Genomic DNA, 16,422 nt, shown 5'->3' on the forward strand with positions numbered 1-16,422 from the left:
CTGAGAACATCGGGGGCTCAGTCACTGCAGAGTGAGGACGAAAGTTTCAACGTGAGCGAGACAACGCACGAGGGTGCGGTCGCCGTGAATTCCCCGCCGTCATCCGACCAGGGCCTGTCGCCGGCAGCGCTCGCGGAGAAGTACGGCCTGACCGTCAGCGGAGCGAGGCCCTCCCTGCCCGACTACGTCCGGCAGTTGTGGGAGCGGCGACATTTCATCCTCGCCTTCTCGCGGGCCAAGCTGCACGCGCAGTACAGCCAGGCGAAGCTGGGCCAGGTGTGGCAGGTGCTCACGCCCCTGCTGAACGCCGCCGTGTTCTTCTTCATCTTCGGCATCCTCATGGGCGGCCGCGGCGGAATGGAGAACGACGAGTACATCCCGTTCCTGGTGACCGGCGTCTTCGTCTGGACGTTCACGCAGCAGTCGGTGATGACGGGCGTACGGGCCATATCGGGGAACCTGGGCCTGGTACGGGCCCTGCACTTCCCCCGGGCCTCGCTCCCGATCTCCTTCTCCCTCCAGCAACTCCAGCAACTGCTCTACTCGATGACGGTGCTGGCGGCGATCCTCATCGGCTTCCAGCACTACCCGACGCGACTGTGGCCGCTGATCATCCCGGTGCTGGCGCTCCAGCTGGTCTTCAACGTCGGCCTGGCGCTGATGATGGCCCGGCTCGGCGCGCAGACCCCCGACCTGTCGCAGCTGATGCCGTTCCTGCTGCGCACCTGGATGTACGCGTCGGGCGTGATCTTCCCGCTGGAGTACATGCTGGAGAAGCACGACGACATCCCGGCGTGGGTGACCGACGTGCTGCTGGCGAACCCGATCTCGGTGTACCTGGAGCTGATGCGGTACGCGCTGATCGACGGGCCGCACCACCAGCACCTCGACGGTCACGTCTGGCTGCTCGCGGTCGGCTGGGCCGTGGTCGCCGGCATCGGCGGGTTTGTTTTCTTCTGGAAGGCGGAGGAGCGTTATGGCCGTGGCTGAGAAGTCGAGCGACGCGAAGTCCGCGGCTGCCGCGGCGCGGTCCGACGCCGACCGGTGGGTGCCCACGGTCATCGCCGAGGAGTTGCACATCGTCTACCGCGTCAACGGCGGCCCGCGCGGCAAGGGTTCCGCGACCGCCGCGCTGAGCCGCATGGTGCGGCGCGGCGGGGAGAAGGGCGTCCGCAAGGTGCACGCCGTGCGCGGCGTCACCTTCACCGCGTACCGGGGTGAGGCCATCGGCCTCATCGGCTCCAACGGCTCCGGCAAGTCCACGCTGCTGAAGGCCGTCGCGGGCCTGATCCCCGCCGAGCGCGGCAAGGTCTACACCGACGGCCAGCCGTCCCTGCTGGGTGTCAACGCGGCGCTGATGAACGACCTGACCGGCGAGCGGAACGTCATCCTCGGCGGTCTGGCGATGGGCATGAGCCGGGAACAGATCCGCGAGCGCTACCAGGGCATCGTCGACTTCTCCGGCATCAACGAGAAGGGCGACTTCATCACCCTGCCCATGCGCACGTACTCCTCCGGCATGGCCGCCCGGCTCCGCTTCTCCATCGCGGCGGCCAAGGACCACGACGTGCTGATGATCGACGAGGCGCTGGCGACGGGCGACAAGAAGTTCCAGAAGCGGTCCGAGGCCCGTATCCGCGAGCTGCGCAAGGAGGCCGGGACGGTGTTCCTGGTCAGCCACAACAACAAGTCCATCCGGGACACCTGCGACCGTGTGCTGTGGCTGGAGCACGGTGAACTGCGCCTGGACGGGCCGACGGACGAGGTGCTCAAGGAGTACGAGAAGTTCACGGGCAAGTAGCCGCCCGCCCGCCGGGGCACGTCCCCCGGCACGGTGCTCCGGCACACGCGAGGACCCCCGCGCCTTCCTTCCGCGCGGGGGTCCTCGCCGTTCCCGGTGGCCGGGGCGTCACACCCCGGCGGGCGTGCGCTCCGGCTCGGCCGCCGGTCGGGGGCCGTCCGCACCCGGGACGTCCCGGTCGTCCGCCGGGCCGCCCTCGTCGAGGCCGATCCGGGCGTGCAGCCGCTTCAGCGCGCGCGGCGCGTACCAGGCCCGCTTCCCGAGCAGCCGCATCGCCGCCGGGACGAGCACACCGCGTACGGCGACCGCGTCGATCAGGATGGCCAGCCCGCTGCCGAGGCCGAACATCTGGAGGAAGCTGACGCTGCTGGTGCCGAAGGCGAAGAAGCTCACGGCGAGCAGCGCGGCGGCCGTCGTGACGATCCGGCCGGTACGGGAGAGGCCGCGGGTGACGGCGGTGACGTTGTCGGCGCCCGCGTCGTTCAGCTCCTTGATCCGGCTGGTGACGAAGACCTCGTAGTCCATCGACAGCCCGAAGACGATGCAGAACAGCAGCACGGTCATCGAGGTGTCCATCGGCATCGGGGTGAAGCCGAGCAGGCCGGACAGGTGCCCGTCCTGGAAGATCCACACCATCACGCCGACCGACGCGGTCAGGCTGATCGCGTTGAGCACCAGGGCGCGCAGCGGCTGCACGACACTGCCGGTGAAGAGGAACAGCAGCAGGAACGTGGAGCCCACCACGATGCCCGCGGCGGCGGGGAGCCGGTCGGTGATCGACTTCTTGGAGTCGACGAGCCGCGCGTCCGCGCCGCCCACCAGCGTCTCCGTACCGCCCGGCCCGGCCGTCGCCCGTACGTCGCGGACCAGGCCCTGCGCGGCGTCGGACTTCGACTCCAGGCCGCTGGTGACGGTGACCCGCTGCGCGTCGGGGCGGCCGAGCGCGGCCTGGGCGGGGCCGGGCTCCTCGACGCCGTCGGCGGTGTACGTGCCGGTGCTGGCCTGGACCCGTACGACGCCGTCCAGCTTCGCCAACCGCTGGGCGTACGAGGCCAGTTCGCCTTCGGCGACGGGGCCGCGGGTGACGACCTGGAGGGCGTCGGCGTCGTTGCCGGGGAAGCCGTCCCGTACGGCCGTGGACACCTGGCGGCTCTGCGCGTCCTCGGGCAGCACCCGCTCGTCCGGCGTGCCGAAGGTGACGCCGAGCAGCGGGCTCGCCGCCAGCAGCAGCACCGCGAGCACGGGCAGCGCGGTGAGCGCCGGACGGCGCATCACCAGCCCGGCCAGCCGCCCCCACACGGGCGCGTCCGGCTGCCGCGCGGACCGGGCCCAGGGCAGCCGCCCGCTGTTCACGCGGTGGCCGAGCAGCGCGAGCAGGGCCGGTACGACGACCAGTGCGGCGAGCGCGGCGATGGCGACGACGCCGATCCCCGCGTAGGCGAACGAGCGCAGGAAGAACGGCGGGAACAGCAGCAGCGCGGAGAGCGCGGCCACCACGGTGGCGGCGGAGAAGGCGATGGTGCGCCCGGCGGTCCGTACGGTCGTGCGCAGCGCGTCGGGGACCTCGTCGCCCGCGCCGAGACGTTCGCGGAAGCGGCTGACCAGCAGCAGGCCGTAGTCGATGCCGATGCCGAGGCCGAGCGCGGTGGTGAGGTTGACGGCGAAGACGGACACGTCGGTGACGCTGCCGAGCACGTACAGCTCCGCGAACGTGCCGAGGATCGCGATCAGCCCGATGGCCAGCGGCAGCAGCGCGGCGACGAGGCTGCCGAAGGCGAGGACGAGCAGGACCAGGGTGAGGGGCACGGCGATCGCCTCGGCGAGCGCGAGGTCCGTGGAGACCTGCTCGGTCACGTCGTTGTCGAGCGCGACGCCGCCGCCCGCCCGTACGGTGACGGCGCCGCGGTCGCCGGTCCACGCGTCGACGACGTCCTCCGCGTGCTCGGCCCGGGTGGTGCTGTCACCCTCGACGTGGGCCATGACCAGGGCCTGGTCGCCGTCCTCGGAGGTGAGGGCGGAGCCGCCGGTGTCCCAGTAGGACACGACGTTGGTGACGTGCGGGGCGTCCTTGACGCCCGCGGTCAGCTCGCGTCCGGCGCGTTCGGCGGCGGGGGAGTCGAGGCCGTCGTCGGCCCGTACGAGCAGGACGAGGTTGGTGTCGCCGCCGAACCTGTCGTCGACGAGTTCCTGCGCGCGGCTGGAGGGTGCGTCGGGGTCCTCGAACCCGCCGCCCTGGAGGACGCCGAAGGCGCCGAAGCCGACGGCTCCCATGGCGATCACGGCGACGAGGGTGAGGAGCAGCAGCGCGCGGGCGCGGTGCAGGACCAGGTCGGCCAGTCGGTGCAGCATGGCGAATCCCCCTGTTGGATGTTCACAGCGTTAACATCCAACATAGGGAGGGGATGTTAATGCTGTCAACATCGGGCAGGATGGGGTCATGGAGGACAGCTCGGGGACCACCGCAGGCAAGGGCCGCTACCACCACGGCGACCTGCGCAACGCGCTCATCGACGCCGCCGTCGGACTCGCCCGCGCCGGCGGCCCGGACGCGGTCGTGCTGCGCGCCGCCGCCCGCCGGGTCGGGGTGTCGCCCACCGCGGCGTACCGGCACTTCGCCGGGCAGCCGGAGCTGCTGTTCGCCGTCAAGGAGGCCGGGCAGCAGCGCCTCGCCGAACGGATGGAGGCGGCCGTGCGCGCCGTCCCCGACACGCACCCCCGGGCCGTCGAGGAGCGGATGCTCGCCATGGGTCGCGGCTACATCGGCTTCGCGCTGGACGAACCCGGCCTGTTCCGCTCGGCGTTCTGCCACACCGCGGACGACGTGACCAGGCTGCCCGCCGCGCTCTCCGGTGAGGCCCCGCCCGTGCCCGGCGACGGGCCCGCCGCCGAGGGGCTGCCGGGGGCGGACGCGGACGAGGGGCAGTTCCGCTCGTTCCGGATGCTCGTCGAGATCCTCGACGGACTCGTCGACGCCGGCCGGATGTCCCCCGCGCGGCGCCCCGGCGCCGAGGTCACCGCCTGGTCGATGGTGCACGGCCTGTCGACGCTGGTCCTCGACGGCCCGTTCGCGCCCCTCACGGAGGAGCAGCGGGACGCCGCCGTCGACATCGCCCTCCGTACGCTCGTCGCCGGATTCACCGCGCCCTGACGGGAGTCGGCCGCCCCGCCCGGCCTGTCGCGTCGGGTCCGTACGCACCCCGCCGCGCGGGCCCGTACGCGCCTCGCCCCGCAGGTCAGCCGCGCGGCGTGTCCGAAATCCGGCTCCCGGGGCAAAGGTGTAGAAACAGGGACATGACGCCCACGGTTCCTGGCCGCGCGCGGTGACCGCCGAGGCGGCAGCCCACGCGCACACGGTCCTCGCCAAGGCCACCGGCGAGAACTTCCCGGTGGCCCCCCGCTTCCTCCCCCGCGCCTGGCGCGACGACCTGCTCGCCGTCTACGGCTACGCGCGGCTCGTCGACGACATCGGCGACGGCGACCTCGCCCCCGGCGGCCGCGACGCCGCGTACCTCCGGGTGGACCCCGCCCGCGCCGACGACCGGCTCGCGCTCCTCGACGCCTTCGAGGCCGACCTGCACCGCGTCTTCCGCGCCGCCGGAGGCGGCCGCCCCAGCGCCGTCCCCGGCCACCCGCTGCTCGCCCGCCTCGTGCCGACCGTACGGCGGCACGGCCTCGCCCCGGCCCCGTTCCTCGGCCTCATCGAGGCGGGCCGGCAGGACCAGAAGGTCACCCGCTACGCCGACTGGGACCAGCTCGCCGCCTACTGCGAGCTGTCCGCCAACCCCGTCGGCCGCCTCGTCCTCGCCCTCACCGGCACCGCCACCCCCGAACGCGTACGCCGCTCCGACGCCGTCTGCACCGGGCTCCAACTCGTCGAACACCTCCAGGACGTCGCGGAGGACCTCGCCCGCGACCGCGTCTACCTCCCCGCCGCCGACCTCGCGCGCTTCCGCGTCCGCGAGGCCGACCTCGCCGCGCCCACCGCGGGCGCCTCCGTACGCGCCCTCGTCGCCTTCGAGTGCGACCGCGCCCAGCGGCTCCTGGACGAGGGCGCCCCGCTCGTACGGAGCGTCCGCGGCCGCCTCCGGCTGCTGCTCGCCGGGTACGTGGGCGGCGGCCGCGCAGCCCTGCACGCCATCCGCGCCGCACGCTACGACGTGCTGCCCGGACCACCCCGGCCCACCCCGCGCGGCCTGCTGCGCGGGACGGGCACCGCACTGCGCAGAAAGGGGTGACCACGACCGTGGTCGCAACCCGGACCGAGCGGCGGCTCACCCCGCCGGTCCTCGCCGCGTACAGCTACTGCGAGACCGTCACCGGGCAGCAGGCCCGCAACTTCGCCTACGGCATCCGCCTCCTCCCACCCCCCGAGCGGCGCGCCATGTCCGCGCTCTACGCCCTCTCGCGCCGCATCGACGACATCGGGGACGGCGCGCTCGACCCGGTCGAGAAGGAGGCCCGCCTCGCGGACACCCGGGCGCTCCTCGTACGGGTACGGGAGGGCCGGGTGTGCGACGAGGACACCGACCCGGTGGCCGTCGCCCTCGACCACGCCGCGCGCACCCACCCGGTCCCGCTGGACGCCCTCGACGAGCTGATCGACGGGGTGCTGATGGACGTACGCGGCCGCCGCTACGCCACCTGGCCCGACCTGCGCGCGTACTGCCGCTGCGTGGCCGGAGCCGTCGGACGGCTCTCCCTCGGGGTCCTCGGCACCGCGCCGGGCGCGCGGGACACGGCCCGCGCCGCCGAGTACGCCGATACCCTCGGTCTGGCGCTCCAACTGACCAATATCCTGAGGGACCTACGGGAAGACGCCGGTAACGGACGCGTCTACCTGCCCGCCGACGATCTCGCCGCATTCGGCTGCACCGCCGGATTCCACCACGACACCCCGCCGTCCGGCGCCGACTTCGCCGGTCTGGTGCGCTTCGAGGTACGACGCGCCCGCGCCCTGTTCGAGGAGGGGTTCACGCTGCTGCCCATGCTGGACCGCCGCTCCGCGGCGTGCGTCGCCGCCATGGCCGGGATCTACCGGCGGCTGCTCGCCCGCATCGACCGCGACCCGTACGCCGTGCTCCGCGGCCGTGTCTCGCTGCCCGCGCGGGAGAAGGCGTACGTCGCCGCGCGCGGGCTCGCCGGGCTCGACGCCCGGCACGCCGCCCGCCGCCCCGCGCCCGACACGCCCTCGCGGGCCGCCGCGTGACGCCCGGCTCCGCGCCGCCCGTACGCGCGGCGGGGCGCTCCGGGCGTACGGCCGTCGTCGTCGGCGGCGGACTCGCCGGGACCACCGCGGCGCTCCGGCTGGCCGACGCCGGGGTCGCGGTGACCCTGCTGGAGACCCGGCCGCGGCTCGGCGGGCTCGCCTCCTCGTTCCGCCGGGACTCGCCCGTCGGACCGCTCACCGTCGACAACGGGCAGCACGTGCACCTGCGTTGCTGCACCGCGTACCAGTGGTTCCTGCACCGCGTCGGCGCCGCCGCGCGGGCGCCGCTCCAGCACCGGCTCGACGTGCCCGTGCTGGACGCCGCGACCGGCCGCCTCGGGCGGCTGCGGCGCACCGCGCTGCCCGTACCGCTGCACCTCGCCGCCGGACTCGCCGCCTACCCGCACCTGTCGCCCGCCGAACGCGCCTCCGCCGCGCGCGCGGCTCTCGCCCTGGGCCGCCTCGACCCGGACGACCCGGCCCTGGACGGCGCCGACTTCGCGAGCTGGCTGCGCCGCAACGGGCAGTCCGCGCGGGCCATCGACGCGCTGTGGGAGCTGGTCGGCGTGCCGACCCTCAACGCCCGCGCCGCCGACTCCTCCCTCGGCCTCGCCGCCCGCGTCTTCCGCACCGGCCTGCTCACCACGCCCGGCGGCGCCGACATCGGCGTGTCCCACGCCCCGCTCGGCGACCTGCACGACGGGCTCGCGCGCGCCGCGCTCGACCGGGCGGGCGTACGCACCCTGCCGCACACCCGCGTCCGCGCCGTCTCCCGCGCGCCGTACGGCGGTTGGCGCGTCGCCGCGAGCCGCCGCGCGGAGCCGGTACGCGGCCGCCCCGAGGAACTGGACGCGGACGCCGTCGTGTTGGCCGTGCCGCAGCACGAGGCGTACCGGCTGCTGCCGGACGGCGCGCTGCCCGAACCGGACCGGCTGCTGCGGATCGGGGACGCGCCGATCCTCAACGTCCACGTGGTCTACGACCGTCGGGTGCTGCGCCGCCCGTTCTTCGCCGCGCTGGGCTCGCCGGTGCAGTGGGTGTTCGACCGTACGGGCCCCTCCGGCCTCAGCGGCGGCGGGCAGTACCTCGCGCTGTCCCAGTCCGCCGCCGCCGACGAGATCGACACCCCCGTCGCGGACCTCCGCCGCCGCTACCTGCCGGAGCTGGCGCGGTTGCTGCCCGCCGCCCGTTCCGCCGCCGTCCGCGACTTCTTCGTCACCAGGGAGCGCGCCGCGACGTTCGCGCCCGCCCCCGGAGTGGGACGGCTCCGACCGCCCGCGCGCACCGCGCTGCCCGGACTCGTACTCGCCGGGGCTTGGACCGACACGGGCTGGCCCGCGACCATGGAGGGCGCCGTGCGCAGCGGCGTCGAGGCCGCCCGCGAAGCGCTGGGCGGCCACGGGCGCCCGCACGACCGACCACCGCACGGTACGGAAAGAAGGACAGCGGCGGTATGAACGCCAGCACAGAACGCACAGGAGCACCGTTGAACACTGCAAGTCCGGCGCGAACGCGCTCCACCGGCGACTTCGCGCGCGTCAACGCCCTGCTCGCGCGGGGCCGCACGCTCGCCACCCCGGTGCTGCGCGCCGCCGTGGACCGGCTCGCGCCGCCCATGGACACCGTCGCCGCCTACCACTTCGGCTGGATCGACGCCGAGGGCCGCCCCTCCGACGCGGACGGCGGCAAGGCCGTACGCCCCGCGCTCGCCCTGGTCTCCGCGGAGGCCGCCGGGGCACCGCCGGAGACGGGCGTCCCGGGAGCCGTCGCCGTGGAGCTGGTGCACAACTTCTCGCTGCTGCACGACGACCTGATGGACGGCGACGAGCAGCGGCGGCACCGCGACACCGTCTGGAAGGTGCACGGACCGGCGCAGGCCATCCTCGTCGGGGACGCCCTCTTCGCCCTCGCCGGTGAACTGCTCCTCGAACTCGGCACGGTCGACGCCGGACGGGCCACCCGGCGGCTCACCTCCGCCACGCGCAAGCTGATCGACGGGCAGGCGCAGGACATCAGTTACGAGGGCCGCGTGCACGTCAGCGTCGCCGAGTGCCTGGAGATGGAGGGCAACAAGACCGGCGCCCTCCTCGCCTGCGCCACCTCCATCGGCGCCGTGCTGGGCGGCGCGGACGACCGTACGGCCGACGCGCTGGAGGCGTACGGCTTCCACCTCGGCCTCTCCTTCCAGGCCGTCGACGACCTGCTGGGCGTGTGGGGCGACCCGGAGTCCACCGGCAAGCAGACCTGGAGCGACCTGCGGCAGCGGAAGAAGTCCCTGCCGGTCGTCGCCGCGCTCGCCGCGGGCGGTACGGCCGCCGGGCGCCTCGGGGAACTGATGGCGGCGGACGTGAAGAAGAGCCAGCGGGAGTTCGAGGACTTCGACGAGGCGGAGTTCGCCGCCCGCGCGGCCCTCATCGAGGAGGCGGGCGGCCGCGACGCCACCACCGCGATCGCCCGCGAGCAGCACCACAAGGCGCTGGAGGCGCTCGACGGCATCGACATGCCCGACCCGGTGCGCGAGGAGCTGGTGGCACTCGCGGACTTCGTCGTCGTACGGCAGAAGTGACCGCCGGTGACCCGGTGGGGTGACGTGGTGCGGGCGAACCGGCGGGGGTGACGTAACGGAAGGGGGGCCGCGGCCGTTACGGCGGTGCACCGGTCGGCCACGGCGGTGCACCGATCGCACACCGGACACCCGGAAGGGGACGCGATGACGGCCACAGCCGACGGCAGCACCGGGGCGGTTCAGCCCGGCGTACGGACCGGGGGAGGGCCCGTCGCGCCCGCCCCGACCGCCCCCGCCATCCCGGCCGCGGCCCCCGCCGGGGACTCCGCCACGACCCCCGCCGGGGACCCGCGGGTCACCGACCCGCGCGCGCTCGCGGAACGCGCCAACGCCCGTGCCGTGGCGCACCTGCTCGCCCTCCAGCACGAGGAGGGCTGGTGGAAGGGCGACCTGGAGACCAACGTCACCATGGACGCCGAGGACCTGCTGCTGCGCGAGTTCCTCGGCGTCCGGGACGCGCACACCACCGGGGCCGCCGCCCGTCACGTCCGCTCACGGCAGCGGGCGGACGGCACGTGGGGCACGTTCCACGGCGGGCCCGGCGACCTCTCCACGACCGTCGAGGCGTACGTCGCGCTCCGGCTCGCCGGGGACGCGCCGGAGGCGCCGCACATGCGGGCCGCCGCCGGGTGGGTGCGCGCCCACGGCGGCATCGCCGGGACCCGGGTCTTCACCCGCGTCTGGCTCGCGCTGTTCGGCTGGTGGCGCTGGACGGACCTGCCCGAACTGCCGCCGGAGATCATCTGGTTGCCGAAGTGGTTCCCGCTCAACCTGCACGACTTCGGCTGCTGGGCCCGGCAGACCATCGTCCCGCTCACCGTGGTCTCCGCCTACCGGCCCGTACGCCCCGCCCCGTTCGGCCTCGACGAGCTGCACCGGGACCCGGCCCGCCCGAACCCGGTACGCGCCAAGGCCCCCGCGTACACCTGGGACGGGGCGTTCCAGCGGCTCGACGGCGCCCTCCACGCGTACCGGGGCGTGGCCCTGCGCGGTCTGCGCCGCGCCGCGCTGCGCGACGCCTCCCGCTGGATCGTCGAGCGGCAGGAGAACGACGGCTGCTGGGGCGGCATCCAACCGCCCGCCGTCTACTCGCTCATCGCCCTCCGCCTCCTCGGCTACGACCTCGACCACCCCGTCCTGCGCGCCGGGCTGGAGTCCCTGGACCGCTTCGCGGTCTGGCGCGAGGAGACCGCCGACGAGCCGGGCGGGGGACCGGCCGGAGCGCCCGTACGGATGGTCGAGGCGTGCCAGTCCCCGGTCTGGGACACCTGCCTCGCCACCGTCGCCCTCACCGACGCCGGACTCCCCGCGGACCACCCGGCGTTGACGCGCGCCGCCGACTGGATGCTGGGGGAGCAGGTCGTACGCCCCGGCGACTGGGCCGTACGCAGGCCCCAACTGCCGCCGGGCGGTTGGGCGTTCGAGTTCCACAACGCCAACTACCCCGACATCGACGACACCGCTGAGGTCGTCCTCGCCCTCCACCGCGTACGGCACGCCGACCCCGAGCGGGTCGACCGCGTGGTGCGCCGGGCGGTCCGCTGGACGCTGGGCATGCAGTCCGCGAACGGCGGCTGGGGCGCGTTCGACGCCGACAACACCAGCGAGCTGCCCGACCGGCTGCCGTTCTGCGACTTCGGCGAGGTCGTCGACCCGCCCTCGGCCGACGTCACCGCGCACGTCGTGGAGATGCTGTCCCGAGCCGGCCACCGCGACCACCCGGCGAACCGGCGCGCCGTCGCCTGGCTGCTCGCCCAACAGGAGCCGGGCGGCGCCTGGTTCGGGCGCTGGGGCGTCAACTACCTGTACGGCACCGGCGCCGTGGTGCCCGCGCTCGTCGACGCCGGGCTGCCCGCGACGCACCCGGCGCTGCGGCGCGCGGTCGACTGGCTGGTGGACGTCCAGAACGAGGACGGCGGTTGGGGCGAGGACCTGCGCTCGTACCGGGACCCGGACTGGGCCGGGCGCGGCGCCTCCACCCCGTCGCAGACCGCGTGGGCGCTGCTCGCGCTGCTGGCGGCGGGGGAGCGGGACGGCGACGCCGTACGGCGTGGGGTCGCGCATCTCGCGGGCACGCAGCGCGCGGACGGCACCTGGGACGAGCCGTGGTTCACCGGCACGGGCTTCCCCTGGGACTTCTCCATCAACTACCACCTGTACCGGCTGGTGTTCCCCGTCACCGCCCTCGGCCGTTACCTGCACGGCGGCACCGGCACGAGCGACGGCACGGGCGACGGCACCACCACCGGCACCGACGAGCGGGACGGCCGGGCCCGCTGATGCCGCCGCTGCTCGTCGTCTGCGCCCTGGGCGTCGAGCGGCTGGCGCTCGCCCGCGCCACGCGCGGCCGCGCCACGCTGCTGCGCACCGGCATGGGCCCCGACGCGGCGGCGCGCGCCGTGGCGCGGGCGCTGCGCGACGAGCCCGCGCCGGGCCGTACGGCGGTCCTCGCCACCGGCTTCTGCGCGGGCCTCGTCCCCGGCATGCGCCCCGGGCACGTCGTGCTGGCGGAGACGGCGTACGAGGTGCCGGGCCCCGGTGCGGGCCCCGCCCGTACGGCCTGCACCGCCACCGGGCACCTCGCCGCCGCCCTCGCCCCGCTGGCGACCGTCCACACCGGCCCCCTCGCGGGGGTCGGCCACGTCGTACGGGGAGCGGGCCGGGCCGCGCTGCGCGCCTCCGGCGCCGTCGCCGCCGACATGGAGTCCGCCGCCGTCCTCCGCACCGCCCTGTGGGACGCCCCGGACCGCCCCGTTGCCGCCGTACGGGTGGTGGTGGACGCGCCCGGACACGAACTGGTCCGGGTCGGGACGTTCCGGGGAGGAGTATCGGCATTCCGCGTCCTGCGCGCCGTCCTGCCCGCGTTCCTCGAATGGCAACGCTCCCTGCCACCACCCCGGAGGTGACCGAGACATGGCCATGCCCCTCCGCCAGTCCGTCCGCGTCGGTACGTACCTGCTGCGACAGAAGCTGCGCAAGCGGGAGAAGTTCCCGCTGATCGTGGAGTTGGAGCCGCTCTACGCCTGCAACCTCTCCTGCGAGGGCTGCGGGAAGATCCAGCACCCCGCGGGCGTGCTCAAGCAGCGGATGCCCGTCGCCCAGGCCGTCGGGGCCGTGCTGGAGTCCGGCGCACCGATGGTGTCCGTCGCGGGCGGCGAACCGCTGATGCACCCTCAGATCGACGAGATCGTACGGCAGTTGGTCGCGCGCAGGAAGTACGTCTTCCTGTGCACCAACGCCGTACTGCTGCGCAAGCACCTCGACAGGTTCACGCCCTCGCCCTACTTCGCGTTCGCCGTCCACATCGACGGGCTGCGCGAACGGCACGACGCCTCCGTCGCGAAGGAAGGCGTCTTCGACGAGGCCGTGGCGGCGATGAAGGAGGCCAAGCGGCGCGGCTTCCGGGTCACCACCAACTCCACGTTCTTCAACACCGACACCCCGCAGACCGTCGTCGAGGTGCTCGACTACCTCAACGACGACCTGCGCGTGGACCAGATGATGATCTCGCCCGCGTACGCCTACGAGAAGGCGCCCGACCAGGACCACTTCCTCGGCGTCGAGCAGACCCGGGAGCTGTTCCGCAAGGCGTTCGCCGGCGGCAACCGCGCCCGCTGGCGGCTCAACCACAGCCCCCTCTTCCTCGACTTCCTCGAAGGCAGGGCCGACTTCCCGTGCACGGCGTGGGCGATCCCCAACTACTCGGTGTTCGGCTGGCAGCGGCCCTGCTACCTGATGAGCGACGGCTACGTCCCGACCTACCGGGAGCTGGTCGAGGACACCGACTGGGACGCGTACGGCCGGGGCAAGGACCCGCGCTGCGCCAACTGCATGGCGCACTGCGGGTACGAACCGACCGCCGTGCTGGCCACCATGGGCTCGCTGCGGGAGTCGCTGCGCGCGGCCCGCGAGACCGTGCACGGGAACCGCGGCTGAGCCGGGGAAGGAGGGCCGACACCATGCCGCCGCCTCCCGTTCCGGCACGCGCGTACGGCACGGCCGTACGGGAGGGGGTCCGGTGAGCGGCTTCGACCTGGCCGCGCTGCTGGCCGAGCGCGGCGGCGAGGCGTACGCCCTCCACGCCCGCCACCTGAACCACCAACTCCCGCGCATGCTCCGCACGATCGGCTTCGACCAGGTCTACGAGCGGGCCGAGGGCGCGTACTTCTACGACACCGAGGGACGCGAACACCTCGACATGCTCGCCGGGTTCGGGGTGATGGCCCTCGGACGCCACCACCCCGTCGTACGGAAGGCACTGCACGACGTCCTGGACGCGTCCCTGCCCGACCTCACCCGCTTCGACTGCGGACCGCTGCCGGGACTGCTCGCGGAACAACTCCTGGGCCACGCACCGGGATTGGATCGCGTGTTCTTCGGAAACAGTGGCACCGAGGCGGTCGAGACCGCGTTGAAATTCGCGCGCTACGCCACGGGAAAACCTCGAATTCTCCATTGCCCACACTCTTTTCACGGTCTCACCACAGGAGCGCTCTCCGTGAACGGGGAAGCGGCATTCCGCGACGGCTTCGCCCCGCTGCTCCCCGACACACCCGTTCCGCTCGGCGATCTCGCCGCGCTGCGAAGGGAGTTGGCGAAGGGCGACGTGGCCGCGCTCGTCGTCGAGCCGATCCAGGGCAAGGGCGTGCACGCGGCCCCGCACGGCTATCTGCGCGCCGCCCGCGAGACCCTGCACCGGCACGGCGCGCTGCTCGTGGTGGACGAGGTGCAGACGGGCCTGGGGCGTACGGGCGACTTCTTCGCGTACCAGCACGAGGACGGCGTCGACCCGGACCTGGTGTGCGTGGCGAAGGCGCTCTCGGGCGGCTACGTGCCGGTGGGGGCGACGCTCGGCAAGGAGTGGATCTTCCGCGAGGTGTACTCGTCGATGGACCGCGTCCTCGTCCACTCCGCCAGCTTCGGCGCCAACGCGCAGGCCATGGCCGCCGGTCTGGCCACCCTCCGGGTCATCGAGGACGAGGGGCTGACCGAGCGCGCCCACCGCGTCGGCGGCCTGCTGCGGGAACGTCTCGCCGCGCTGGTCGACAGGTACGAGCTGCTGCACGAGGTACGCGGCCGGGGGCTGATGGTCGGCATCGAGTTCGGGCGGCCGTCGTCGCTGCGGCTGCGCGGCAGGTGGACCATGCTCCAGGCGGCCCGCAGGGGCCTGTTCGCGCAGATGGTCGTCGTACCGCTGCTGCGCAGGCACCGGATCCTGACCCAGGTCTCCGGTGACCACCTGGAGGTCATCAAGCTGATCCCGCCGCTGATCGTGGGGGAGCGGGAGGTCGACCGGTTCGTGACCGCCTTCACCGAGGTGATGGAGGAGGCGCACCGGGGCGGCGGGCTGATGTGGGACTTCGGGCGCACGCTCATGCGGCAGGCCGTGGCACCGGCGCGCCAGGGCGGCTGAACCCCCGGGGCGTACGGGCGGTGGGGCCGGTCCGGAACGGGGGAGGCGGCGGTGCGGGGGTCAGTCGACGAGGCGGTCCCGCAGCCGTTCCCGCGTCTCCGGGGTCAGCCCCAACCCCTCGGTGAGATACGCCTCGACGCCACCCCACCGCTCGTCGATCGCGCCGAAGGCGGCGGCGAGATAGCCGGGGCGCGCGTCGAACAGCGGCGCCAGCAGCTCCAGCACCTCCGGCGAGAGGCCGCCCTCGGCGCCCTCCGCGCGGTGCACCTTGTACCTGCGGTGCGGGGAGTTCGACTCCAGGTAGTCGGCCTCGACCGCCTCGCGCCCCACCCCGGCGGCGAGCAGCGTCACCGCCACCGACAGCCCCGCCCGGTCCTTCCCGGCGGCGCAGTGCAGAAGCGCGGGCACGCTGTCCTCGGCCAGGGCGTGCAGCACGCGGCTGTGCTCGGTGGTGCGGGTGAGCACCATGGTGCGGTACGAGGTGGTCATGCGGTCCGCGGCCTGCCCGTCGGAGAGCGCCGTACGCAACTGGGCGAGGTCGCCCTTGCGCACCATCCGCCAGAAGTCCGCGCCCTCGGCGGGGTCGGTCAGCGGGATGTTGACGTTGCGGGTGCCGGGGAGTTCGGCGTCCGGGCCCTCCAGCGCCTGGTCGGCGGAGTTCCGGAAGTCGAAGACCGTGTGCAGCCCGAGCCCGCTCAGGTACGCCACGTCCTCGGGGGTCGCGTGCGCCAGGTGCCCGCTGCGGTAGAGCACGCCGTGCCGTATCCGACGGCCGTCGTTGGTGGGAAGGCCACCGACGTCGCGGAAGTTGCGCACCCCGGTCAGTGCGTGCTCGGCGGGCTGCGTGGTCACGGGCGCTCCTCTGGTCCGGGTCCGCGGGCCGTTCGTTTCCGGCCCCGAGGGGAGAGTTCCGGCGTGTTTCGCTCCGGTACCGAGGCGTTTGCCGGATGGTTTCTGCCGACCCTACGACATCGCGGGACGGGTACATCCGCCGCGGTGAGTCCTCCCGACTCGGCGCGACCGGGCCGCATATGCCCACGGCGAGATTCCGGACGGCGAGCCGCGCGGCCCGGTGGTCGTCGTCAACTCCGCGCGTACGGTCTCGTCGCGCGCATTCCGTTTCCGGTCGGTGGTGTGGCGAAAATTGGACGTGTCCGGCGTTCACTCTTGAGCGGTCCTGGTAACTTCCGGATTCCGCAAGGGAGTTATGGCCCGCGCGTTCGGTCGACCTGAGTGCCCGAGGAGTTCACCCGTTAGGAGCTGGCGAGGGGTGGCGAATATGTCATCGGTGCCCGTTCGCCGCCGTGGTCGCGGCTAGCGTGGCCACGGCGCCGCAAGCGCCCGGCGTGCCGTGAGCAGGCCCTTCAGACAGACCTCAAGTCAATCGAGGAAACCGATGCCTGAACCCCCGAGCCATTCGGCGCAGCCGGGAAGGG

General features: G+C 73.8%; 13 protein-coding genes. 11 read left to right on the top strand and 2 right to left on the bottom strand.

Annotated elements, in window-relative coordinates:
• The first annotated feature begins 51 nt into the window (after positions 1-51).
• Together D7M15_RS26275 and D7M15_RS26280 are read left to right on the top strand one after the other, a co-directional pair.
• On the top strand, positions 52-990 hold the full coding sequence (locus tag D7M15_RS26275; protein ID WP_121519761.1) for an ABC transporter permease: 939 nt from the start codon (positions 52-54) through the stop codon (positions 988-990).
• Positions 977-1,801: an ABC transporter ATP-binding protein gene (locus D7M15_RS26280; protein WP_240649502.1), complete on the top strand. Its 825-nt coding sequence runs from the start codon at positions 977-979 to the stop codon at positions 1,799-1,801. The genes D7M15_RS26275 and D7M15_RS26280 overlap by 14 nt, the downstream gene beginning before the upstream one ends.
• A gap of 108 nt (positions 1,802-1,909) precedes the next feature.
• Here the strand turns inward: D7M15_RS26280 and D7M15_RS26285 are convergent, their stop codons facing one another.
• Positions 1,910-4,150, bottom strand: coding sequence for an MMPL family transporter (locus D7M15_RS26285; protein ID WP_121519762.1), 2,241 nt, complete (start codon positions 4,148-4,150; stop codon positions 1,910-1,912).
• 88 nt (positions 4,151-4,238) lie between these two features.
• Between D7M15_RS26285 and D7M15_RS26290 the strand changes: the two genes are divergently transcribed.
• The 9 genes from D7M15_RS26290 to D7M15_RS26330 all read left to right on the top strand — a co-directional run bounded on the left by D7M15_RS26290 (position 4,239) and on the right by D7M15_RS26330 (position 14,986).
• Positions 4,239-4,949, top strand: coding sequence for a TetR/AcrR family transcriptional regulator (locus tag D7M15_RS26290; protein WP_121519763.1), 711 nt, complete (start codon positions 4,239-4,241; stop codon positions 4,947-4,949).
• Between the two features lie 172 nt (positions 4,950-5,121).
• Positions 5,122-6,036, top strand: coding sequence for a squalene synthase HpnC (gene hpnC / locus D7M15_RS26295; RefSeq protein ID WP_121519764.1), 915 nt, complete (start codon positions 5,122-5,124; stop codon positions 6,034-6,036).
• Positions 6,037-6,044: 8 nt separating this feature from the next.
• Positions 6,045-7,007, top strand: coding sequence for a presqualene diphosphate synthase HpnD (hpnD, locus tag D7M15_RS26300; protein ID WP_121521445.1), 963 nt, complete (start codon positions 6,045-6,047; stop codon positions 7,005-7,007).
• Complete coding sequence (hpnE, locus tag D7M15_RS26305) at positions 7,004-8,464, top strand: hydroxysqualene dehydroxylase HpnE (RefSeq protein WP_121519765.1); 1,461 nt, start codon at positions 7,004-7,006, stop codon at positions 8,462-8,464. The genes hpnD and hpnE overlap by 4 nt, the downstream gene beginning before the upstream one ends.
• Positions 8,461-9,573, top strand: coding sequence for a polyprenyl synthetase family protein (locus D7M15_RS26310; protein ID WP_121519766.1), 1,113 nt, complete (start codon positions 8,461-8,463; stop codon positions 9,571-9,573). The genes hpnE and D7M15_RS26310 overlap by 4 nt, the downstream gene beginning before the upstream one ends.
• A 144-nt stretch (positions 9,574-9,717) precedes the next feature.
• Positions 9,718-11,853 carry a squalene--hopene cyclase gene (gene shc, locus D7M15_RS26315; RefSeq protein ID WP_121519767.1) on the top strand — a complete coding sequence of 712 codons (2,136 nt, stop codon included), beginning with the start codon at positions 9,718-9,720 and terminating at the stop codon, positions 11,851-11,853.
• A complete protein-coding gene (locus tag D7M15_RS26320; protein WP_121519768.1) occupies positions 11,853-12,479 on the top strand; it encodes a 1-hydroxy-2-methyl-2-butenyl 4-diphosphate reductase in 627 nt (208 codons plus the stop codon). The genes shc and D7M15_RS26320 overlap by 1 nt, the downstream gene beginning before the upstream one ends.
• Positions 12,480-12,486: 7 nt before the next feature.
• Positions 12,487-13,509: an adenosyl-hopene transferase HpnH gene (gene hpnH, locus D7M15_RS26325; protein WP_121519769.1), complete on the top strand. Its 1,023-nt coding sequence runs from the start codon at positions 12,487-12,489 to the stop codon at positions 13,507-13,509.
• Positions 13,510-13,591: 82 nt separating this feature from the next.
• Positions 13,592-14,986, top strand: a complete 1,395-nt coding sequence (locus tag D7M15_RS26330) for an aspartate aminotransferase family protein (RefSeq protein WP_121519770.1) — start codon at positions 13,592-13,594, stop codon at positions 14,984-14,986.
• A gap of 60 nt (positions 14,987-15,046) precedes the next feature.
• On the opposite strand, the gene D7M15_RS26335 is transcribed toward D7M15_RS26330, so the two are convergent.
• Complete coding sequence (locus tag D7M15_RS26335) at positions 15,047-15,838, bottom strand: tyrosine-protein phosphatase (protein WP_121519771.1); 792 nt, start codon at positions 15,836-15,838, stop codon at positions 15,047-15,049.
• Positions 15,839-16,422 lie beyond the last annotated feature (584 nt).

The sequence above is a fragment of the Streptomyces sp. Z26 genome (assembly GCF_003665095.1).
Classification (GTDB): domain Bacteria; phylum Actinomycetota; class Actinomycetes; order Streptomycetales; family Streptomycetaceae; genus Streptomyces; species Streptomyces phytohabitans.

Excerpts from the sequence above, each read along its gene's own strand:
- D7M15_RS26280 (WP_240649502.1), top strand. The coding sequence starts at position 977 with ATGGCCGTGGCTGAGAAGTCGAGCGACGCGAAGTCCGCGGCTGCCGCG.
- D7M15_RS26285 (WP_121519762.1), bottom strand. The coding sequence starts at position 4,150 with ATGCTGCACCGACTGGCCGACCTGGTCCTGCACCGCGCCCGCGCGCTG.
- D7M15_RS26290 (WP_121519763.1), top strand. The coding sequence starts at position 4,239 with ATGGAGGACAGCTCGGGGACCACCGCAGGCAAGGGCCGCTACCACCAC.
- D7M15_RS26310 (WP_121519766.1), top strand. The coding sequence starts at position 8,461 with ATGAACGCCAGCACAGAACGCACAGGAGCACCGTTGAACACTGCAAGT.
- shc (WP_121519767.1), top strand. The coding sequence starts at position 9,718 with ATGACGGCCACAGCCGACGGCAGCACCGGGGCGGTTCAGCCCGGCGTA.
- D7M15_RS26320 (WP_121519768.1), top strand. The coding sequence starts at position 11,853 with ATGCCGCCGCTGCTCGTCGTCTGCGCCCTGGGCGTCGAGCGGCTGGCG.
- hpnH (WP_121519769.1), top strand. The coding sequence starts at position 12,487 with ATGGCCATGCCCCTCCGCCAGTCCGTCCGCGTCGGTACGTACCTGCTG.